General features: G+C 38.9%; 22 protein-coding genes and 1 tRNA gene. 10 read left to right on the top strand and 13 right to left on the bottom strand.

Annotated elements, in window-relative coordinates:
* The first annotated feature begins 2 nt into the window (after positions 1-2).
* From SJ2017_RS15175 to SJ2017_RS15145, 7 genes are all read left to right on the top strand, one after another.
* Positions 3-650, top strand: coding sequence for a NeuD/PglB/VioB family sugar acetyltransferase (locus SJ2017_RS15175; protein ID WP_080916272.1), 648 nt, complete (start codon positions 3-5; stop codon positions 648-650).
* Positions 651-665: 15 nt separating this feature from the next.
* Positions 666-1250 carry a hypothetical protein gene (locus tag SJ2017_RS15170; RefSeq protein WP_080916271.1) on the top strand — a complete coding sequence of 195 codons (585 nt, stop codon included), beginning with the start codon at positions 666-668 and terminating at the stop codon, positions 1248-1250.
* The gene (locus SJ2017_RS15165; protein ID WP_080916270.1) at positions 1250-2173 is read left to right on the top strand and encodes a ketoacyl-ACP synthase III; all 924 of its coding nucleotides are present in this window, start codon (positions 1250-1252) and stop codon (positions 2171-2173) included. Before SJ2017_RS15170 ends, SJ2017_RS15165 begins: the two co-directional genes overlap by 1 nt.
* A 13-nt stretch (positions 2174-2186) precedes the next feature.
* Entirely contained in the window at positions 2187-2420 is a 234-nt protein-coding gene (locus SJ2017_RS15160) for an acyl carrier protein (protein WP_055025067.1), read from the top strand.
* Positions 2413-3450, top strand: a complete 1038-nt coding sequence (gene pseI, locus SJ2017_RS15155; protein ID WP_080916269.1) for a pseudaminic acid synthase — start codon at positions 2413-2415, stop codon at positions 3448-3450. Before SJ2017_RS15160 ends, pseI begins: the two co-directional genes overlap by 8 nt.
* Before the next feature lie 134 nt (positions 3451-3584).
* A complete protein-coding gene (locus SJ2017_RS15150; RefSeq protein WP_080916268.1) occupies positions 3585-4649 on the top strand; it encodes a putative sugar O-methyltransferase in 1065 nt (354 codons plus the stop codon).
* Between the two features lie 260 nt (positions 4650-4909).
* Positions 4910-6214: a tyrosine-type recombinase/integrase gene (locus tag SJ2017_RS15145; protein ID WP_080916267.1), complete on the top strand. Its 1305-nt coding sequence runs from the start codon at positions 4910-4912 to the stop codon at positions 6212-6214.
* 18 nt (positions 6215-6232) lie between these two features.
* On the opposite strand, the gene SJ2017_RS15140 is transcribed toward SJ2017_RS15145, so the two are convergent.
* From SJ2017_RS15140 to SJ2017_RS15095, 10 genes are all read right to left on the bottom strand, one after another.
* Entirely contained in the window at positions 6233-6841 is a 609-nt protein-coding gene (locus tag SJ2017_RS15140) for an STM2766 family helicase-associated protein (RefSeq protein ID WP_244899704.1), read from the bottom strand.
* A gap of 35 nt (positions 6842-6876) precedes the next feature.
* Complete coding sequence (locus tag SJ2017_RS15135) at positions 6877-8865, bottom strand: STM2767 family DEAD/DEAH box helicase (protein WP_080916265.1); 1989 nt, start codon at positions 8863-8865, stop codon at positions 6877-6879.
* Positions 8866-9072: 207 nt separating this feature from the next.
* Positions 9073-11046 carry a replication endonuclease gene (locus tag SJ2017_RS15130; protein ID WP_244899703.1) on the bottom strand — a complete coding sequence of 658 codons (1974 nt, stop codon included), beginning with the start codon at positions 11044-11046 and terminating at the stop codon, positions 9073-9075.
* On the bottom strand, positions 11021-11302 hold the full coding sequence (locus SJ2017_RS15125) for a hypothetical protein (RefSeq protein WP_080916264.1): 282 nt from the start codon (positions 11300-11302) through the stop codon (positions 11021-11023). The genes SJ2017_RS15130 and SJ2017_RS15125 overlap by 26 nt, the downstream gene beginning before the upstream one ends.
* A gap of 84 nt (positions 11303-11386) precedes the next feature.
* Positions 11387-11575 (bottom strand): helix-turn-helix domain-containing protein, encoded by a 189-nt coding sequence (locus SJ2017_RS15120; protein WP_080916263.1) that lies wholly within the window; start codon positions 11573-11575, stop codon positions 11387-11389.
* A 115-nt stretch (positions 11576-11690) separates the two neighbouring features.
* Positions 11691-12875, bottom strand: a complete 1185-nt coding sequence (locus tag SJ2017_RS15115) for a hypothetical protein (RefSeq protein ID WP_080916262.1) — start codon at positions 12873-12875, stop codon at positions 11691-11693.
* 283 nt (positions 12876-13158) lie between these two features.
* Complete coding sequence (locus tag SJ2017_RS15110) at positions 13159-13971, bottom strand: hypothetical protein (RefSeq protein WP_080916261.1); 813 nt, start codon at positions 13969-13971, stop codon at positions 13159-13161.
* A gap of 209 nt (positions 13972-14180) precedes the next feature.
* A tRNA-Arg gene (locus SJ2017_RS15105) sits at positions 14181-14256 on the bottom strand.
* A gap of 125 nt (positions 14257-14381) precedes the next feature.
* Positions 14382-16865: a 6-hydroxymethylpterin diphosphokinase MptE-like protein gene (locus tag SJ2017_RS15100; RefSeq protein WP_080916260.1), complete on the bottom strand. Its 2484-nt coding sequence runs from the start codon at positions 16863-16865 to the stop codon at positions 14382-14384.
* Between the two features lie 59 nt (positions 16866-16924).
* Positions 16925-18106, bottom strand: coding sequence for a flagellar assembly protein T N-terminal domain-containing protein (locus SJ2017_RS15095; RefSeq protein WP_420876288.1), 1182 nt, complete (start codon positions 18104-18106; stop codon positions 16925-16927).
* Between the two features lie 296 nt (positions 18107-18402).
* Here SJ2017_RS15095 and SJ2017_RS15090 point away from each other — a divergent pair, with 296 nt between their 5' ends.
* Positions 18403-19110 carry a FlgO family outer membrane protein gene (locus SJ2017_RS15090; RefSeq protein ID WP_055025056.1) on the top strand — a complete coding sequence of 236 codons (708 nt, stop codon included), beginning with the start codon at positions 18403-18405 and terminating at the stop codon, positions 19108-19110.
* Positions 19107-19565: an LPP20 family lipoprotein gene (locus tag SJ2017_RS15085; RefSeq protein WP_065108543.1), complete on the top strand. Its 459-nt coding sequence runs from the start codon at positions 19107-19109 to the stop codon at positions 19563-19565. Before SJ2017_RS15090 ends, SJ2017_RS15085 begins: the two co-directional genes overlap by 4 nt.
* Before the next feature lie 141 nt (positions 19566-19706).
* On the opposite strand, the gene SJ2017_RS15080 is transcribed toward SJ2017_RS15085, so the two are convergent.
* From SJ2017_RS15080 to flgA, 3 genes are all read right to left on the bottom strand, one after another.
* On the bottom strand, positions 19707-20132 hold the full coding sequence (locus SJ2017_RS15080) for a flagella synthesis protein FlgN (RefSeq protein ID WP_055025054.1): 426 nt from the start codon (positions 20130-20132) through the stop codon (positions 19707-19709).
* 81 nt (positions 20133-20213) lie between these two features.
* Entirely contained in the window at positions 20214-20543 is a 330-nt protein-coding gene (gene flgM, locus SJ2017_RS15075) for a flagellar biosynthesis anti-sigma factor FlgM (protein WP_055025053.1), read from the bottom strand.
* Positions 20544-20615: 72 nt separating this feature from the next.
* The gene (flgA, locus tag SJ2017_RS15070; protein WP_080916258.1) at positions 20616-21338 is read right to left on the bottom strand and encodes a flagellar basal body P-ring formation chaperone FlgA; all 723 of its coding nucleotides are present in this window, start codon (positions 21336-21338) and stop codon (positions 20616-20618) included.
* A 299-nt stretch (positions 21339-21637) separates the two neighbouring features.
* Here flgA and SJ2017_RS15065 point away from each other — a divergent pair, with 299 nt between their 5' ends.
* Positions 21638-22558 (top strand): chemotaxis protein CheV, encoded by a 921-nt coding sequence (locus SJ2017_RS15065; protein ID WP_055025051.1) that lies wholly within the window; start codon positions 21638-21640, stop codon positions 22556-22558.
* Positions 22559-22592 lie beyond the last annotated feature (34 nt).

Genomic DNA, 22592 nt, shown 5'->3' with positions numbered 1-22592 from the left:
GTATGGGTAAAAAGCGAATCGTTATCATTGGTGGCGCCGGAAATGGTGCAGTATTAGCGCAAATTATACTGGATATGCAGCGCGCTGGTGATGATATTGAGCTAGCCGGATTTCTTAATGATCATCACAGTACTGATGAATTACTGTTTCATTGGACAGTGCTAGGGAAACCTTCACAGTGGCGCGACTTAGACCAAGATGTACTCTTTGTATTTGCTTTGTTAAGTGTTGGAAAAATGCGAGAAAGGGCTGATTTATTAAAGTCGCTGGGCATTCCGTCTAAGCGGATGGCGACCTTAATTCACCCGAGTGCAATGATAGGTTTTGATTCGCAAATTGGCGCTGGTAGTGTGATTTGCTCGAATGTATCTATTCAACCTCAGGTTAAAATCGGCAGCAATGTGCTTGTTCGAGCTGGAGCGAATGTGGGGCATGATGTACAAATCTCTGATTATGTCGATATTGGTCCTAATGTGTGTTTGTGTGGATATGCCAGCGTGCAAGAAGGGGTACATGTTGCTGCCAATGCCGTAGTACGTGATGGTTTAAACCTTGGAGCTTTTTCTGTTATTGGAGCGGGCTCTGCGCTGTTAAAAGATGCTGGCGAAGGCACTACATGGCTTGGGAATCCAGCCCGTCGAGTCAGCTAGATAAGAGGTGGTTATATGTTTGAATTTAAAGGTAACCGAAACTACTTACACGGGACTGATTTTTATCGGTTTACGCTTGATTATGCTGCTCAACACATGCCTGAAAACACAAGGTTGAGCCAACTGAGTTTTAGAAAGCTTGCACGGTTTCAATGTGAGTTAACAACCCAAAGACCTGAAGCAGGCACGGTAGTGGCAACAGGTAAATTTAGCCTGAGTGATGGTGACACAGTTCCATTATGGTGGGTTGAGGGAAATACTCTTGTTGAAGGCCGTTATGAATTTGATGAAGATGAGTTAGTTGCTAATGCGGAACTAACAATATCACCAGCAACAATAAAGATGCACAAACCGGTTGACGATTACACCTGTATTGAAGTGCTTGTTGCGTTGACCAAAAAAATGCATAACCAAATTGCTCCTCTTAGCAAAGGGAAATGGTTGTTCGGCCAGTTAAACCTGACACAAAATTTACCAACAGAATATCAAAGTGCAGAAATAAAGCTTCAATCCATGCTACATGGCAAATTTTCGGTGTCTGAAGTGTGGCTAGACGGAGTAAAGCTAGGTCAAATTAGATTTATCGTGGAGGGACAATAATGGAAATCGGTATTCAAGCTATTGCAAGTTATATCCCTACCACCTCAATTGATAATGTAGAGCAAGGTAGTCACTTTGGCGAAACTGCTGACTTTGTTGAGTCTAAATTAGGCCCCGTTAAGTTGCCTCGTAAGGCCGAAGATCAAGAATGTTCTGATTTATGTGTCGCAGCCATTGAACAGCTCGTTAAGCAACAGCCGAGTTTTGATAAAGAAAAAATCGATGCTCTGATTGTCGTGACGCAAAATGGTGATGGTGAAAAACTGCCTCATACTGCAGCAATAGTGCAACAAAAAGCGGGGCTACCAAAAACGATTGCCGCTTTTGACGTATCGCTTGGCTGTTCAGGCTATGTGTATGGCCTTTATATTATTAAAGGGTTGTTGCAAGCTGCTGGAATGAAACAAGCTTTGTTGATAACAGCAGATCCTTATTCGAAGGTTATTGATACTTCTGACAGAGTCACTTCCATGTTATTTGGCGATGCTGCTACTGTGAGTTGGATTTCGCAAAATCCTGTATTCAAACTGGGCCCTGTCCTGTTCGGCACGGACGGAGAGGGAGCAGAAAGCCTACAAGTTCAAGAAGGCATTTTGTCGATGAATGGGCGACAAGTATTCAACTTTGCTTCTATGAATGTCCCTAAGCATATCAAAGAGTTGTTGGCCGCTTGCGAATTAACAGAGGCTGAAGTGGATGCTTTTTTAATTCACCAAGGTAGTGCTGCGATTGTGGATACCATTGCACGGCGTTTTACGGACAAAACGCGCTTTATTAAAGACTTGAAGGACACGGGTAATACGGTTTCATCTTCTATTCCTCTTTTGATAGAAAAGCATGCAATGAATAGTGAATGGAATAACATTGTACTAAGTGGATTTGGTGTAGGCTTCTCGTGGGCCAGTGCATTAATGTATAGATAATTAGGAGGCCAAAATGGTCAATTTAGACGTAATAAAAAAAGCCTTAGAAGAGTCAGGTGCAGCAGTTGATACCGAAGGTCTAGTGCTTGATAAAACCTTTGAAGAAGCAGGGTTTGATAGCCTAGATATGTTTAATTTATTTGTTGAACTTGAGCAGCTTACAGGTCATCAAGTTCCTGATGAGCTGATTGACGAGTTAACTTCCCCAGCCGCTTTAATCGCTTATTTTAGTAAATTAAATGACTGATTGGTTACCTAAAAAAGCCATAGTGATTGCCGAATTGTCAGCCAATCACAATGGTAGCTTACAACGAGCTTGCGACACGGTAAGGGCGATGGCTGATTCTGGAGCGGATATTGTTAAAGTTCAAACATACCGTCCAGAATCGTTATGTCTAGATGTCGATAATGACTATTTTGGCAAACGGAAAGCGGGTTTGTGGAAAGGACGTACCTTGTGGAGTCTTTACCAAGAAGCCGCATTGCCCTACGAGTGGCATCAGCCTTTACAAGCCCTTACCCATGAATTGGGTATGGCGTTTTTCTCAAGTCCGTTTGATCTTGAGGGTGTGGATTTCCTTGAAACACTTAATGTTCCTTACTATAAAATTGCTTCTTTCGAAATTAACCACATTCCACTCATTGATAAAGCCGCACGTACAGGCAAACCTCTGATTATTTCCACAGGCGTAGCGGATGATAAGGACATTGATTTAGCGCTTAAGACTTGTTTCGAAGCAGGCAATACTAATGTTGCTTTACTTAAATGTACCTCTCAATATCCTGCAAGCTTAAACGATGCCAATCTTCATATGATCACCGATATGCAGAAAAAGTTTAACGTGCCGATTGGGTTATCCGATCACACTATGGGCTCATTAGTGCCGATGACAGCTGTGAGCCTGGGAGCCAGAATCATTGAAAAACACTTCACATTAGACAGACATGATGGCGGCCCAGATTCTGCTTTTTCAATGGAGCCTGATGAGTTTCGTGACATGGTAAATCAGATCAGAAATGTCGAATCATGTTTAGGTAAAGTAAATTACAGTGTGTCTGAACAAGATAAACTTCGCCGCCGCTCAATTTTTTATTGCCGAGATCGCTCTGCCGGTGAGCTGATAGGTGAAGAGGATATTAAAGTTTTGCGTAATGGCAGTGGTTTACATCCAAAGCATATGAAGTCTTTAATTGGGGCAACATTGACTCGCAGCGTCAATGTTGGTGAGCCTGTATTGGCTGAGGATCTTGATAAAAAAGATTTTCTGCAACAATAGTGAAACTGGTCATAACGCAATGGAGTCGTTGCGTGTGGGCTATTCGCTAAAATGAATTTTACATATTTCCTGATTTATTGTTTTTGTTAACTTTAACAGGACGTTAATAATAAAAAATGAAAGGGTGATGTTCCATGTGGACTGAACAAATTGAAATAATCAGTAAAGATATGAAGCAAGTTGATTCCAAATATTTGCCAACCAGCTTTTGGCAATTTGGCGCTAATGGCTTGCAACAAGATATTGAAACTCATGGTATTGAAAATTTCCGAAGTCTAAAGAGTGCATTATCGTTTTTTGTACCAACCTATAAATTTCATGGCTGGGCGACGCGTCCTGAAAAGTATCAAGACCTAGTTGGAGTTTGCGAAACTCAGTTAGCTGGAGATCAAAAAGCAATTCTATCTATGCAGGATTTCTTGTCGGGTGAAAGCCATGCAAGAAGTGATTTTAGAGTGTATAAAGCAAGTGAGAGTAACAAACAGCCGTTTACTGATAAGTTCAGTGAAAGCTCGGTAGGTACACCAATTGAACATTTTGAGTTCGAAAACCGTAAGTTTAGTCGCTCTAGTTTGAATTATTTATTGGGTCTTAATTTCCTTAAACAGCAAATTAAAGATGTCCCAATTAATACAGTGCTTGAAATCGGTGGTGGTTTTGGATCCCTCGGCGAGATTTTATTAAGCGATAGCCGTAACAACACATTCTATATGAATGTTGATATTGCACCGACCTGCTTATTTTCGACTTACTACCTCCAAACGCATTTTGGAAAAGATAATATTGCTGATTATCAAACGGTTAAATCGATGCAAGAACCATCTTTACCTAACCTTTCTGAACGTTATAAAGGGGCCGTTTTGTGTCCATGGCAATTGCCTCAGGTGAGCGGCGATTTAGACTTGTTCGTTAACTTTATTTCTTTTCAAGAAATGGAGCCTGATATCGTTAAGAACTATCTTGAACATGTTGCCAGACTCAACTGTAAATACGTGCTTTTACGAAATCTACGTGAAGGAAAACAATTGGCAACAGATGGCAGCCATGCAGGGGTTAAAGAGCAAATTAAAGGTGATGATTACGATACCTTTTTACCTGATTATCAGTTGGTATCAACGAATGTTCATCCATTTGGGTTTGAAACGGTAGACGGATTTAATTCAGAATTACGACTCTATAAACACAAGAGTTTGGGTTAAGTCTTTATAAGTAAAGTTCACATAAGATTTAGAGGGGGGAGTTATTGGCATCTTAATAAGCTGTTATGGTCTCCCCACAAGCGAGCTTTGGCGAGTTTAACCAAAGTTAACTGTTTTTAACTAAGTGCTATTTATCAATATTTTACGTTTGGTTTGTCATTTTTGACATTAACCAAAATTACTGTAAATTAGTCAAAATTAACCCTCGTGGTGACACAGGGGTGACACAGAATCGTGTTAAGGATTGAGGCTAAGTCATTATGGAACAAGAAATACCTTTTACAAAACGTACTTTAGAAAAACTAGAAAAGCCTACAAAACGCTATAAAATTTACGATATAGGCCATAAAAGCTCAGTAAAAGGGCTATATATTGATGTTCTGCAATCAGGCAAAACCATTTTTCGCTTTCGTCGTAAGCACTTAGGTAGAGCCGTCACTATCTCCCTTGGCGATTTCCCCACCATTACTATTGAAAACGCACGTAAATTAGCCCTAAAACATGCGGCAAATATGTCTCAAGGGCTTAATCCTAATGAAGAAAAAAAGAAACAAATACATCAAGCAGAAGTAGAGCGAGCTTTGGCAATGAGCGTAGCGCAACTGTTTGAGGCCTATGTTGCAGAGTTTGAACTTAAGATAAAAACAGGTGAACGACGAGAGAAGTCACTTAGGGATATTGAAGCATTGTGGCGCAAGCATCTAGCACCTAAAATTTCATCAATTCTTATACAAGATATAACCCCTGTTGATGCTAGCAACCTGCTAAAAAAATTAATCAGTAAAAATTCTGTGGCTATTCATAATAAATGTTTGTCACTATTGAAATCGATGTTTAATGAGCAAGAAAAAAATCCGTTTGCCAAAATTAAAAAACTAGCCGATACCAAAAGAGAGCGAATCCTAAATCAGTTAGAAGTAAAAAACCTGTTAGATGCGCTTAACCATGAACTACCAATCTACAAAGACGTGATTATGGTGTTATTGCTAACAGGCCAGCGTAAAAGTTGTGTATTTACCATGGAGTGGAAAGAGATAGACCACCAACGTGGAATTTGGATAATTCCAACCAGTAAAATGAAAGTAAAAAAGCCCCATGCAGTGCCTTTAACAACTGAAGTGATGGAAATTCTTAAACGACGCAGCAACGAGGCTGACAAAGGCGAAAAATACGTTTTCCCAGCACCACGAACCAAACTAGGTCACATCACAGAAAAGTCTGGCAAAGGTAGTTTTTGGTGGCGCATAACCGAAAGAGCAGGGCTAAGAAGTGATACAAAGGGCGAGAGTGTCACCATACACGATTTAAGGCGCACCATTGCAAGCTGGAGCGTCATGCGTGGCGGTAATATCCAAACAACGAGTAAGTTGTTAGGCCATAGCGACATTAGCATTACAGCCAGTACCTACGCCCATTTGGATATTGAGCAGGTTAGGGCTGAGTTAGGTATCACCACTGCTCAATTGATGGGGACTTACCAGCATGAGTCGAAGGTTGATAGGTTGGTGAGGGAAATAGAACAGCTCTCAGAGGGTGAAAAGAGAGAGCTGTTAAATAGGGTTTAAATTTGAGAACGTTTTTACCTATATGTTTTGTAGATATTTTTTTGGATGGTTTTTATCGGTTAGTGATAAAAAACATTCAACACCTGCAACCCTGTCATATCCAATTTTTATCGAGCTGGAGTTTCTGAAAAAAATATCAAAATGATATCGGGGGTGGATATGCCCATCTTCATTGTTCTCATCATCGTCAAACCTGAAGTAGCCATGGTCGCCGGCAATAATTGATGCGAAAGTATCTGAATATGCTGCGGCTTCAGACCAATCCATATTAAAGTTCTCATGTAGTGAGAGGACGATATCGTCATGCGAAAATATCCCCCCCCTAACTGTTTCTATTGCGTTTCTCATGATTGATATGAACCTACCACTGACAGGTTCTTCTAGTAAATCGCAGTTAAATGATATTTCATTATCCCCTAAGACTACTTGAAATGGGTTTGACATTGAAAAATACCCATCAGACTTCTTGATCAGAAAACGATCCAAATCTTTCGTGAAAATAGCTACGTCGAAACCACCCTCATAATGTTCAGTTCTCAAGTCAGGGCAAGAGTTGATAGCTTCAATTAGAATAAGGGTGTTCCACAAATTATCGTAAGGCTCTCTAACTGCACATAGCCTTTTCATAAAGTGATCTGGTATTCCCAAGTAAAAGTATGAACTCATAGTTTTTCAAAACGCTTATATTCGGCTTGAATTAGAACATTGAAGTAGTCTTCCTCGTATTCTACATCCCCCATGACTTCCGACATTCGCTGTATTAGCTTAGCTTTTAGTCTTGGGCTGGCTCCGTACTCTTCACAATAAGCCACGACTCTTTCTTCTAGTGATGGTTCCTCGTCCCACACAATCGTAGCTTTTTGATTTTCAATTTCTTGTTTAGTGGGGATTCGCAAATCCATATGACCGTTTGTGTTTAAGCATTCAAGGCCTGAGTTCAATGAATTGAGTAAAGTTCGATCTGTTTGACTTCCTAGAACCAAATGACTTTCTAAAAATGAGCGAGCCATCATTGTATATAGCCCGTTACGGAAAGCAGGTTGTGAACGTAAATCACGCGCAAAACAAATCACAAAAGGAAACTCTAATCCTTTTGCATTATTAATATTTGATATAAAAAACTTTGAAGTGTCAATAGTTTTACTTTCATGAGAAATATTTACACTCCAGCCTAATCGACTTTTTACCGTATTTGCTAGTGTTGGTATGACGTCGTAAATATATTTGGCTTTATCGATAAATAAAACTGCAATATCACCCGGTTCAACCGTCTCATGTCGTTCCTTTATCTGCTCTACTACTCTGAAAATCGAGTCTGAAATATTTTGATTATCCTCAACTAAGTGGAGAGAAGTCGATTGAAATTCGTTTGGTAAGTCCTCAAATCTGCGGAGAGGATCTCTGCTAACTATCGCTCTATTGTTTAATATTTGATATTTATAACCGCATGCGCCCCATTCATTATCTTGAAGCCACCTTAAAACTGGATTTTCATAAAGCCCCATCCCGAGTGCATGGGAAAACATAAGGTTTTTAGGATCTGTTCTATAACACTTTTTCAGTACAAGATCTGAGTGACTAACTGACTCGTCAATAGTTCTAAATATATTTTGAAAAACATCACCAGCTACGAAGACTTTTTTCTGTGTAACTAGTTCACATAGTTCGACAAAGTGTACTCCAAAGTCCTGACTTTCATCAATAAATACATAGTCAAAAATGTATTTGTGTTCTCCCCCTTTGGCAATGCTTTTTATCTCTTCTATGGCCTTTTTACAGAGTAAATCGAATGAACCAGCAGCAAATGTACCAAAAGGAATTTCATATTTATGGCAGATATAGCGATACATCCCTGAGTCAGGGATTCGTCCACTTCCCCATGAATGAAAACAAAATAGTTTATTTCCCCAGTCAATTTGCCTTTCAACTTTCATAAAGTCAAAAAATGAAGGGATCCTATTTTTCATACTTGAAGCAAGGATTTTATTAAAGCATGTAAAGGCAATTCTAGCTTCATCTTCGTTAGAGTAAACTTCTTTTAGCTTATGCAGAAGTAGCTCTGTTTTACCTGAGCCAGCTAACCCTTGGATTACAAACTTTTTGCTAGCCTCCATTTTAAAGACAAAGCCAGTTTGATCAGTGTCGAATAAAACAATTTTTGACTTGATACTATCCAGTATGTTGTCAGCATCTAGGTTAACTCTGTTGACATCATTAATACTGCCAATTACTAATGAAGTTAGTAGGTCAGCAACTCTCTTATCTGAAGGGTTTTCAAGCTGTAATATATCTAAGTTTAAGTTATCGCCTGAAGTGTGTTCTATCAGCTCTTTCCACTTCTTTTTTCGTCCTATTTTTTGACGGTATTTAAATTTTTCAGATAAAAAGCCAATGTCATCAATAAAGTCATCAATAAATTCATCAAAGCCGTCTGGGTCTCGACCTGTATCCACGAAGCAAGGCTTTCTTCCTGAGGAAAAGATTACAAAGGCATCTTCATACTCATATGTCAGGTCTTCTTTTGATAAAGGGCGACACAACACATAGATTTGTTTTTTATTAGCCTCAGCATACTCCTCAAGCCTCACTTTTAGGTTAGCTGACTCGGCTAGAGCTTGAGATTCTGGAGTAAAAAAACAGTATTCAGACATTTGGCATTCCTATATGAGAAACAAATAGTATCAGTGGGTATGTGTTTGACTTCTTGGTTATAACCTACAGTATCAGATTAGGATATTTACATTTTTATTGTTTGTCACGCACTGTTGAAACTATTGAAACTATTGAGACATAGCGATCATAAGTTTTGTTTTATTATTTAGTCTAAACAACTTCTTTAAGCCATCAGAAGAAACGAATTACTGAACAGTACACTTATTGACAGAACTCCAAGTTAAATCAAGAGCACAAGCAGGGCTTGATTGAGTTAATGTCCATTCATGGACTCGGGTAATGATTTCAACTCCTAAAGCCACAATACCTTTTAGCTGAATAACAAATTCATCGCCGTAGCGATTAGTTTTGTATATGTTGCCTTGGTGACTGTTTACTGTGTGATTGCAGGAATATGCGGGATATGGTCTCGGAATTTCAGTAATCATTGCTGGATTGCTTTCAGCACATATTGCAGGTATTGCTGAAACCGTTTCGAGATTGATTGCAGACATTTCTGTAAATGGTTCTGCAATTCTTGAAAGGTAATTTTTAGTGAACCCTGCATGGTGTATAGGGGTTCTTGCAATATGGCTGCATGAACTCATAGTGCATTGATGCGCTGTATCCCTAGTGTTTATGTAGGGTTTGCAGGAATCATTGTTAACTATTATATTAGACTCATTGTTCGCCACTGTTTTAGTTACAGGCTGAGTCGATTGCTTTTTAAGTTGATATAACGGCCTGATAAGTTGGTCTTCACGTTTACAAAATACGCCACCCATAAGTTCGGTATATTTGCTCCAGTTAGATTCATCTGCTGCTTGTCGAACCGTTTCAACCCAATCTAAGCTTTCATCTGTAATGGCTGATAAACGTCTTAATTCCCGCCACTGTGTTACACCTACCCCACCAATTTGCTGAAATTGGCGTATGCCCCAGCATGAAGCCCAAACTTTAATTCGCACAGCAGAATCGGTTGCCTCTTTCCCATATGAGTCATGTTCAATGCCTTCACCGTCAATACTTTTAGAAACATACTTAACTATGTAACCTGTTGCAGAACCTTTTTCTGGGTCGATGTACTCAACTTCGAAACGGTGTTTTTTAGCGCCATTTTCATCACCATCTTCTTCAAAACAATAATGCTCGAAGGTTTCTACCAGTCTGTCTTGATGTTCTGTTGGTACAAAATAAAGTATATGCCAATGGGGTGTACCGTCATGATGGGGTTCTGCAATTCTGAAACCAAACGGGGTGATATTGTCACGGTTTAACGATGCTCTAATACGCTGGAAGGTGCGATTAAGATAATCCTGTCCATCAAGCGGAGTTGCACCGTTCCATTTCGGGTTTTCAGCACCAGATTTTGAATAGCTTCTATGGTATTTAGACGGGGTAGTCATGGTTAAAAACAAAGCTGAATAGCCCATATCTTTAGCGTAATCTTCAAAACCACGGATACGAACCATTAATTCAGCTTTTCTGATTTTTGGGTTTGATACGTTTAAATCTGACAATTCAGCCAAACTCATTGAGTAGTCATGCTCATTGGTGGCAATGGTATTTTCAAGTAACTCACGATTGCTTTGCCACTGAGTTTTGAAGTTGCTAACTGTTACGTTACTGGCATATATTCCCTTATGTTCATTCACCTGATTAAGTAGGCGAGAAATCGTTTCGATTTGCCTGTTATGGAGTTTTCTTAACTTAGGCTTCCACCAAGATTCATCAATAGCTCTGTTGAGAACGCCAACTACTTTGCTCAATTCACTTTCTGAAAGAGTATCTTGTTGTAAGTTAGCTAGAACCGTTTCACTTAATACTGGAGGCTTAATTTGGTAAGCCTTTAAGTAATGCTCGATATTTTTATAAGTTGTAAACAGGCTTTGTGAATCTAATCTTCTGCAAATATTAATACACTGTCTAGCATGATATTTGGCTTTGATTTCATACTCTCGACCTTCAATATTCACAATGTAAATGTGACTAGTGCTCCCTAATATTTCAGCAATTGCCTTAGTGATAGCCAAGATATATAAGTTAGCCTGCTGTTTAGTTGGTTTTTTCTTATAGCGCTGCATTACAGCTTTTTTGTGAATGTCAGGTAGGCCATAAAGTCTTTTCTCTACCCACTGCTTGTTGTAATTAGCTTCATAAAGCATGGTTTGTTTCTCCATGCTTCATTAACCATTGTTGACCCCTGATATTGAGGCTACATGCTTGCCACTTCATACCCATGTTGTTGTGAGTGCTTTCAGCCAGAAAGCCTTGCTGCTTGAGCTTGAATAAGGTGCGTTTTTGAAAGCTGCCTGAAAATGACTCATAACCAGTCATCTTGCCAAGATCAGGGCAAATCTCAATGCACACTTCAACGTGATTGCCTTTGGACAACCATTCAATAAAGCTAATTTGTTCTTTGCTAAAAGTGGCCATTACTCACCACCTTTTTGTGCATTAATATCCCTGATTGCAGGAATGTGATTCGCTATTAGGGCAAGTATTTCAATTAGGGAATAATTAAGCAGTATGTTCATAAACCCTCCCATTGATGAAGTTTTCAACATCACTTTGACGGTACATGACTCGACGACCCACTTTGATAAAGCTAAGTGGGTATCTGCCAGTACAACGCCAAACGGAAAGGGTGCCGATAGTAACGCCCAAGAACTCAGAAACCTGAGAAGGGGTAAGTAGTAGATTATTCATGTTAACTCCGATTAGTTTGTGTTCGTCGGAGTGAACAATATGATCAAAGAGGAATAGGGTATGCGCTTGTCAGGCTCAAAAAGGTGTTTCTCAGGGTGAGAAACACCTTTTTAATTTAGGTTCTATTTTGACATTTTTGACTGATTTGAAGCATTATTTGGCTTCTTTCATGAACTTTAGATTCGTACGCTGGAGCTAATTGAAGTAATCGAACGCCACTATAGCCACCAACTTCAATAGGGCCATAATCTTCATCCCAACGCTCACCAGTATCCATATTGATCGCATAGTGATCATCCTGAGTAACATCAATTTTGTTTTCTTTAGCAAATTGAGCCCATGCGTGCTGTTCAATCGGCTCTTTAGAGTTTTCAATTAATTCAGCAATTATATCCCGATTAGGTTGCTGTAAGGCTGATAACTTTAACCATTGATTAAAGGGCTGCTTTTTGAAGTCACTATCATAATCTTCCCCCCAATATTGATTGAGTAAGTGGAGTGTTTTCTCAGCATCTAAAAGGTAGCAGATTGATTTTTCGATTGAATTAGAATTCATTGCTTCAAAAATATCATCTATATTGGGAAAAGCTAAATCAGAAATAGTTACTTGAGAAATAAACCGTTCGAATGCTTGAGTAGGCTTTATCTGTTTCGCATAGTTATCTGCCCACTTTTTTTGGGTGTCGCCCATAGTTTGGCCTTTTAAGCTTTGCTCATACCAGTGTTGACTACTTTCACCTCCAGTAACTGAAGATAAATCATCTAGTAGCCATAAAAACTCCAAAAGCGTTGATTGTTTATCGCCTTTAATAGAACTCTGCTGTAACTCAGTAAAGAGATTTTTAATGTCAATTTCGAATCCATTATAAGAAAACTTATTTACTGATTCATTTTCAAATCTGCTACTAGATTCACTGGAGTACCTGCTGTCAAAATCATCATTGTTGGTAAGACTGTCAACATAGGTTAAGTAGTGTAGTGCTTGCTGATTGATTAGTGATGATTGCATACCAATAAGCGCAGCTAATTCATCACGTATTAAATTGGCAAGTTGAGTTGAGGCTGTTTCGGTTTGATTTAGATGGATTGCTTTGAGCTTACATCTCTCAAAGGCTATTAAAGGTTCTTTATTTGCTTGCTCTAATAGATTTGTAATTGATGAAGTTTTTAAGGCTGCATAAGTTTTTTTACCTAGGTATGCGGCAATTAGTTCGAGGATTTGTGCTCTAGAAATCGTGCATTCAGGCAGTTTTTTTGCGCGTGAGGATACGTTATAAGTGTAAGTTGAAAGCATGTTCATAAATTAACTCCGCGGTTGAGTGCGAGGTGCATTAAAGCAATACCACATGCGATTACGGCGAGGCTTCTCAACCTAGTCATTTATGAAAAATTGGTTTTAAATTCTGATTTTAAACTTTCGTTTTTAGTGCCTGTTTTCACTCGCATGTAAGTGAGGCTGGCGCCTAATAAAGAATCTATATTAATGAGTAAATTGAATCAAGTTTATTTGATTTAATTTTGACTATATGCAGTTGCTACTTATTTGCTGCAAGAAACCAACGGTAAATGGTTTGAAACCCTTGCTAATCGCTTGTGAAAGGGTGATGCATTGTGTTGGCAAAATCATTAATTGATGGAAATAGGCGTTCCGTAGCTTGCTTTGGATTTGTGAAAGATTTCTTTGCATATAAGCTAAGAGCAAACTCTTTACGTTGGCGGTTTTTGCTGTGCCTAGTGTTTTGCCCTTTTATTGAATGACTTTGAGCTGTTTCAATGATGCCTTTCTCAATGTTTATGTCTGTTTGCAATGATTGATAGCTTTCATTTTTATCTATGAATTGCTGCTGCAAAAAAAGCTTAAACAGGTAATGTGAGTTTTTTGTCAGTCCAGCAATTTGGCAAGTCATAGCTGCGTGCAGCAGTTCATCAGTTTCTTGGGATACGGTATTTTTAAAAACTGATAACCCAGAAACGCCAGCACCTTCTAGAGCCTCAAAAAGTGAAGGTGAATTACCGAATACTCTGAGTTCGTTAATATCATCACAAGGTTCAGCATTTGAAAACTGTTCAAACATTTCAGTAAACACATTGATTAACTGTGACTGTTCGTCTGCCAAAGTCTGTTGGCTGTTATCTATTTGGGCTAAAGCTTTAGCCAATGTTTCTTCGGTTGTATCTTCTGGAAGGTTTTCTTTTAATCCTGAAGGTTTTGAAGATAATGATTCGAGGGTGATAAATTTTTTCAATAAATCTTGATTATCAACAGTGCTATTTTCTTTAGAGGTAAGAATTGCTAACAGTTGTTCTTTTTGTTCAGCAGGCATTTCACTAAACATTTTGTTAAGCGATTCATCTGTGACTTTATTGTGATTAATACTTGATGAGGTGTCATCCATCACGTTCAATTTCCATATTCTTGTTTGATACAAAACTATTAGAAATAGGGCGAAAAGTCCATAATTGAAGTGAATGCTTTAAAACTGGGGTTATTCGAAATAGTTATAATAAGAAGTGGTAAAAAACTTTTTCTGTGGTGACACAGGGGTGACACAGGATTGTACGTAAGAAGATAAGATATTGATTAGTATAATAAAATAGGCTTATTTGGTCTCCCCACAAGGACTCGAACCCTGATCGATCGCTTAGGAGGCGACTGCTCTATCCTGTTGAGCTATAGGGAGACAGGGCAATTATACAAGCTTTTAATATGATTAAAAGGCTTCAAATTTAAATGCTTAATAGTTAAGCAGTTGAGTTAGTTGACCTTTAATCGTCAACTAACGCGTAGTTTCAACATCATAGACTTTTAAGATGCATTACCTGTTGCTAACTGATTTAGGTAGTTTCTAGCGGTGACATTATCAGGATTGATTTGCATCACATTATCGAAAGCTGATTTAGCTCCTTCGATTTGCCCAAGCCCTGCTAAAAAGACGCCGAGTTTAATCAATGTACTTTCGTCAGTAGGGTATTTGTCTAAATAATTTAAATACAAATCCAATGCTTGCTGGTTTTTACCTTGTAAGGACAATATGTGGGCATGCTGAGGGTAATATTCGTCACTGTACTGAGCCAAAGAGGTTATTGTTTCTTCTGCTAAGTCAATTTTGTGTAATTTAAGCGCAAGCAATAACTGCTGCTTTAATTCGACTTCAGTTCTGCTTGTGGGTTCAATTTCCAGTAACGCAGCTAAAGCTGCATCAAAGTTATTTTCTAAAAAATGTACATAATGCAACGCGAGATGGAATAACCTATGTGCAAACTTATCATTGGCAATTAATGGCTCTATATTGTTAGTGAGTAGTGTTAAACCATCGATATTCTTATGTTGTTTCAAATCTAGAATTTTGGCTAATGTATTGTCTAAATTTTGGTTCTTTTTCTTCATCGAAAAGTATGGATGAGCAAAGCTTGTGAGTTGATCTTGATAGCTGTCACTTGCTGATTTTAGTTTGGATTTTTCTTCTAGTGTCAAAGAGCTAGCGACTGTGTTGTTGAACATCGCTTGAAAAATATTGACTCGTCCCGGTTGGTTGTGCTTTTTCCAGCCTTCGGTAATCAATTCTATTGATGGTGTGTCGCTTATTTCTTCACGTCTTAATTTGACAATATCTAGCGCGGTCTCTGTTAACTCTTGAAGCTGTTCAGTAATGATTTGATAAGCACTATAGTACAAATGAGTCATTGAATTCATTTGTTTAAAGGACCAATCCTGAGTCTTCTTTGTTGTCAGAAATTGCGTAAACTCAAAATATCCGAATACCTTTATCGACATATTATATTTTGGAAATTTCTTATTTATTTTTTGCTCAATTTTATCGATTTCACTCGCTTTAGCTTGAAACGCTGCAGAGTGCTGTTTCAACTTTTTAGCTTCATTATTAATGTGTAAGGCTTTGATAGCCAGCTTGCTTATAGCTTTAAAAGCCTCGTTAGCAGCAGATAATTCAGTTTGAATACGTTGTAATTTTTCTTGTTTGTTTTCACTAGCTGATGGAACCATTTCGAGTAACTGACTTGGACTGCAATCAGCTGAAACAATTGAAACTTGTTCTTTTGGTATATGGGTAATACCTTGAATTTTAGCTGCATTTATAGATAGGTTAACGATTTCAACATTAGGGTAAGTCTCAGCTTCTTCTTTTAGCGCGAGTGCTGCATGTATCAGTTGAATTGGCGTTTCAGCAATGCTACCAGAGTAGGTTTCTACCCACTCATGAATAATACTATTATTACTTCCGGCACTGGCTTCAACGCTTCCTTTTGCATGAGTGACGCCTGCAGAGGGGTGACATAAATCAACGCCGCTTAAAAGCACTTGTTTAAAGCCCATTTCAATTGCCACTCTGATAGCACTATTGGTTACCGTAGGACCAATGGTAAGAATGTTGTTAGTTTCTTCCCATGGGAACCGATTGCCTAAGAACAATGATTTTCCATTCCACTGAGCAATGATTCTATGATTGACATGATGTGAGTTAATAAACAGGCTTTCATTTGCGAGGCCCATCATATCGCGGTTAACCTCAAAACTTGTATCTTGAGGATCTACTGAAACAATAATATGAGCTGGGATCCCAGCAGCAGACAACTTTGATGCGAACCTTGATACGGTAAGAATGAAAAACTGTTCATAATTAGCTTTAATCCAATCAATATGTTCATCAAGTGATGGGCCACCACCAATCACTATTGCAGTTTTACCTGCAAATTTATTTTTCAATATCGAAGCTGGTTGGTTATTTTCGACAACATTGAAAAATTGTTCTACAAAAAATGACTTTTGAGTAAAATTTGCTTTATGTGAGGTGGTTTGTTGTTTTATTAATTTATAAATTTGGCTGTAGTAGCCTGAATATTCTTCAACCACGCCTGTAGAGGCGGCTAATGAGAGTGTAATGGCGATTTGATCTTTTATAAGGAATAAATCATCTTCGCCCGATTCTATATGTTCATTAAGTTCTTCAAGACTTAGCACTTTAAGGTAGTGTTGCTGCTCCTCTGGTATATCAATATTTAACATCGACATGACTTCTGGTAGCTCTACAAAAATGTATTTACTTCCTGCTACCTGTGGAGACTCAAGAATATAATTAACCAATAAGCCAGAATCGAGACCTAGAATGACGTGTAATGTATCTTCCTTAAAAATATCGTGTTTATACTTCTTTTTAAAAGCGGTTATAGAGTCTTCTTTTTCAAAGGTATTCCTGTTGATGCAGGGCAAGTAGTACTCATCAAATTGACTAATGGCGAACTGATTATTAAAAACTGATTGTGATGTAGCCATTGTAAGTAAAACCTTCTTGTCTATTGGTATATGTTTTATCGATTCACGTTCACTGATTTTTAAATCTTAATCACAATATCTTGGATCTGTATGTTGCCAGAGCTTTCAATACCTTCTAGTAAGGCTGTGGCGCTTTCTTCTGAAACTTGTTCTATTGTGACCGTGGCTCTATTTTTAGTTGCAACAGCTCGCATTAAATTCACTCTATCAGGAATGTTTTGTTGTAACACGATTTGGAAGTTATCACCCATTTTGACGTTATTTCGACGGCCTAAATTAATGATGATTCTATTACCTTGCTTAGCAACGATTTGACCGAGTAAAGGTCGACAATTTAGTAAATTATCAATATCTTGAGTGCTTTGTTGTAAAAGCTGATTCATAGTTTGACCATAAGTTGAGCCCCAAAACCGTTGGGTTGAAGGTGACACGGTTTCATCTCGTTCAAAATCCCACTCAGCTTCTGCTTGATAGTCTTTGCTCCACACTTTTTCACCACTAATGCCTTGGAACATGGTAAACCGTAAATTAATTTGTCTTAAAGGTGTCTCATCCCATAATCCAAATAAAGAACTCGAGTATGGCTCGGTTGAAATATCCAGGATTTCCGGTTGTAAGATATATTGGCTGTCGGTTATTTCGCCAAGCCAGCTTGGTATGCGTTGGCCTTTGAAGTTGATGAGTTGGTTGTTATGGTCAAGCTTCTCCTCGGCGTGCATACGAGCAAAACTGTAGTCAGAGCCATTATTTAATAAATTGCCAAACTGCTGTGATAAAGCTTGTTCAAAGTTAGCAAGTTGTCCGTATCGAAGTTGTGAGCGGTCACGCATGATGGCTTGGGGGATCATTATTGCCGCTTTTAATTGTTGGCTGTGGCATTGCTGTGCTTGGGGTTTAGATTCAAGATTGAGCCGCAACATAACCGTGATATCTGATGCGCTGATGATTTCAGACACGAGTTCAATATCGTTAGCTTGACCCATGCGTTTTATTTGAAATGCATCTTGAGTTAAGTTGCCCTGATTAATACTTTGCTGGCTATTAAAGTTCACACCCGCTTTTAAGCTGGCATAGTTTAATGCTTGATTAATCGCATCCTCGCGGGCTTTATCTATATTGCCGTCAATAATTTTGGCTTTTCCTGACACTTCAACTCTTTGCGCTAATACAGAGTGACTGAAACAAGCTGATAGAATAACCAGCATGATAATCGTCAAATATTTAGAGCTAACGTTTGGCATGTTCATGTTCGCTTTTCACAATATCGAAGAAAAAGGGTGCCAACTCTATGACGGTTTAGCACGACTTAAATTAATTATCATAATAAAAGCAAAAACCATGCCTGTATGAGCTTTTAGCAGTGAACAGATGGAGATAAATTCTTTATTTCAAGGTAAAGGTTTTGAATGTGTGGTCGATACACTATCTATAGTGTGTTTAATGTGTGCTCTGATTGGACCTAAAGCCTGTTAGTGGCAACATTACTGAACCTAACATCACATCAATGCTGAGACGTCATTGTAATAAGGAATAAGCCATGAGCCGTTTAATCATTTTTCCCATTGCGTTGCTAGCGGCTGCTTGCGCTAGCGAGCCGCCTGTGTCGACAAATGAGTTAGCTTATGTAGAAAAGCCTACTGAAACTAGCTTTTGGTTTAGTGATGAACCTGAAGTGCAGCCTGCGCCTTTACAATATGACATTACTAAAGCCGGTCTAGCCCCTAAATCACATGTGAATATATTGGCTGAAAAAGTCGTAAATGAATTGGTATTACAAAATGACAGTTTACGCTCTGACCAACCTTTACTTGTAACCACTCCGGTTAATACCAGTGATTACAGCAAAACGGATGCTTTAGGCTTACAGTTACAGCAAGGTTTTGTTGCCGCTTTTCATAGTCATGAATTTAACTTGGTCGATTTAAACGTGGCGAATGCATTACGTTCAACTGAGCAGGGCGAGTTTATTTTAAGTCGAGATTGGAAGTTACTTCCGTCTGACTTGCCTGTTTCTCATGTTGTCGTTTCGACTATGGATACCACACCAATGGGCTTAGTTCTTAATGCAAGAATTGTGAATGTGACTAATAATCGGGTGGTGTCAGCAGTACAAACTTTTGTGAATATGAATAGTTTACCTGGCTATTTATCACCTTCAAATCAAGTCATTTTTCAAGATGGATTGCTTTTCCGCCATGAAGCGTCTGGTCAAGGTAATGCCGTAGTATTGGGAGCAAAATTATGAATAAGTTAGTGGTTCTATTGGTTTCATTATTGGCAATCTCGATAAGTGGTTGTGCAAGTAATGATAAATATGTGCAATGGGAAACAGAAGCGCCAGATCAGTTCCCTAAGTTAACTGCAATTGGTTATGCGCCTTTAGCGACTCAGCCTGCGAAAGAGCAGTCACATAAAGTTCTAATGGCCATGCAAGCGTCAAAAATCGCGGCATATCGAGAATTAGCAGAGCAGGTATATGGTCAACAGATTGATGCTCATAGTCAAATGAGCGACTGGATGCTCAATAACGAAACCGTTTCTGCCAATGTGTCAGGAATGATTAAAGGCGCGAAAGTAGTAAAAAGCTATCCTGCGGGTGATATGTATGTGACTGAGTTAGAGCTGGATTTTGCTCAGGTGTGGGATCTTTATCAGCAACAAAACCGCCCCCGTCGTGTAAAAGAAGTGACATACTTTTAATGTAAATTTCGACAGATATAAAAACCGCCAATAAAGGCGGTTTTTTTATGTTGGTCATTAGCGATGCTGTTTTGCCATTGGAGAGATTGCAGTTGACCTAGGATGAACTGTCTACATGGCTTAAATCGATATTAGCTTAACTTAGGCTTTGAGGTTTTGGCCCAAAGATGAAATTGTCGACGTTCGGCCTTTGTCGTTATAAGTTAAACTGGTGGCATTTCTACTCATTTGCATGGCTTGAGAAAAGCGATTTAAGCTCGCAATATTCAGTTCGATTAAGCTAGCATTTTGATTATTGATGTCTTTACACTCTTCGAGAATGGTTTTAGCTTCAGCGACTTTCTCAATGAGTTTAGGCTCTGAATTGAGCAAAGATTTATCAGGATGATTAGCTAATTTCTCATCATTTTGTTGAAGCGTATTCAAACACTCCACTTTTTCGCGTGCAAGTGCTAACAAGGTGTCGGCATCTTGATCTGCTAAGGCCTGCTTTTCTGCAGATACAAGTTTTTTCAGCGACGACAAAGTGCCGTGCTGAAAAGATAACAGCTGTAGTAATTCATTCATAATTTACTCTTTATAAAAACCCACATCATAACGACAAGGCGTAATGCGATGATGATTGTTTATCCAAGAGCAGGTATGACGCTACTCTTGGTCGAAATTTAGTCCGCTCATGTCAGCTTCAAAGCTTGCAATATTCGCCGCTAATTTTTCAGGGTCGACTTTATAACGTCCCTCTGAAATGGCTGACTTTATTGCATCAACTTTGCTTTGATCAATTTCAGGTAAAGATGCCATGTTAGTTTGGGCTCCTTGCAGCTGCTGTGCTTGCGAGGTAATGCTGACCGAATCACTTTTAATAGGTGCAGCCTGTTGCCCAGCTGACTCGGCAGCTTTTGGGGCAGCACCTGAGTCACGATTAGTACGCAACTGAGTGTGTGATGCTGTTTTAAGATTGTTAATATCAATTGCCATTTTAGGCTCCAGCGTAATTTATGGTTTTCCTAACAGGCTATCGACCTTGTTGGAAAAAACTTTAGGAATATTTTACATCCTAACTTCAACTTCGCCAACTCCGGTGACAATGACATCTAATCGTCTGTTTGAGTTGGCATTTCTGACTCTTATTGCATCGCCTATATTGCCATCTCTTAGTGCTTCACCAGCTGTTTTTATTTCAAAGCTATTTGTTTTTGCGTAAATGGATACCGAATCCCCCTTACAGACAAAACATAGGTTATTATTCAGCAATGGGGCTTTAGCTGCGACACGTCTTTTAGAGCGGGTGCCGATTATGTTGCTTGTGTCTGAGAAAAACTGTCCTCGGATACTGTGTTGGTCAACGTAATTAATTTCGATGGCTTCAGGAGTGATGAGTTCACCTTTTTCAATGATGCCAATTGCGGTGACGACGGGATACATGACTTCGACTTTAACCGATAAATACATTTGCCAAGGGTAATCGTAGTCTGGGCTGATGCAGCTAATTTTAACGGTATTGGTTCGATTAATCGGTCGGTCGCTTGCCATAGCAACAGAAAGAGGAGGGTAACAAGCGGGTGGCGTTAACCTTCCTTCTAAGCTTTGGGGAATGATATTCACTTTCGCATTGGGGTTAGCATTTGGACTGGTTGCAATTTTTTTTGCAACTGTCTCTTTAGCTAGCTCGGTGATGGTCGATAAAGTATAGGTAATAGTGCTTTGTTCACTGGCAAAAACCGGTAAATGAATGCAAAGAATGAGCAATAACAGTAATGTGTTTTTCTTCATATCTTGTTTCTAGCGGTGGTGGCCAGAATACCTCTATACTTTTAAGTTAAGCTAACAACGCTTTGATTTTGGATAAATGGTTATCGGGTAAATAAAGAGTCATAAGTTTGACTTTTTTCGCTTGTAAACACCGATACGGTTTAAATAAGCAATAAGTATGCCTATTACCTAAATGCGATAGTCATCGCGACATAAATAATTGCAGCGTATGCTACAATTTGACAAATATGGCTTATGGTCGCTTTAAGTCATAAGTAATAAAGTCCTTAGGGGCAGTATAAATAAAACAAGGCAGGGTTATGTCGAGTATTCTTGAGTCAGTTAATAAACGTACGCAGCTTGTAGGTCAAAACAGATTAGAGTTGTTACTATTTAAGTTGAATGGACGTCAGCGTTTTGGCATTAACGTATTTAAAGTAAAAGAGGTGCTGCAATGTCCTCCGTTAACGACATTACCTCGTTTGAGTCCGCTGATTAAAGGTATTGCCCATATCCGTGGTTCAACCATCTCTGTGATTGATTTGAGTGCTGCAACAGGTGGGCGTCCTCTTACATCGACAGAGAATTGTTTTATTATCATTGCTGAATACAACCGAAGCATTCAAGGGTTCCTAGTCAGTTCAGTTGAACGTATTATCAATATGAACTGGGAATCGATTATGCCACCACCACAAGGGGCTGGGCGTAACTCTTATTTAACTGCGGTAACTGAAATCGAAGGTGAATTGGTTGAGATTTTAGATGTTGAAAAAATCTTAGACGAGATATCACCTGTTAAGACTGAAATCAGTGAAGAAGCTAATGAAGCGTTAACCATTGATCGTGACCAGCATTATCACATCATGGTCATTGATGATTCTGCAGTGGCGCGTAAACAAATTATTCGTTCGCTTGAGTCGCTTAATTTGCAAATTGATACCGCCATTGATGGTAAAGATGCGCTAGAAAAGCTTAAAGCGATTGCGACTGAGATGGATAATGTTGCTGACGAAATTCCTTTGATTATTTCGGATATCGAAATGCCAGAAATGGATGGTTACACCTTAACGGCTGAAATTAGAGACGATCCTAAGTTGAAAGACATTAAAGTGGTACTTCATACATCTCTTAGTGGTGTATTTAACCAAGCAATGGTTGAGAAAGTGGGTGCCAATGACTTTATCGCCAAGTTTAATCCAGATGAATTAGCATCTGCTGTAAATAAACACCTAATTTTATAAGCAATATTGATAAGTCTGACTATGATTAAATAGA

The sequence above is a fragment of the Shewanella japonica genome, from assembly GCF_002075795.1.
GTDB classification, from domain to species: domain Bacteria; phylum Pseudomonadota; class Gammaproteobacteria; order Enterobacterales; family Shewanellaceae; genus Shewanella; species Shewanella japonica.
This window is presented reverse-complemented; position numbering and strand designations above follow the sequence as displayed.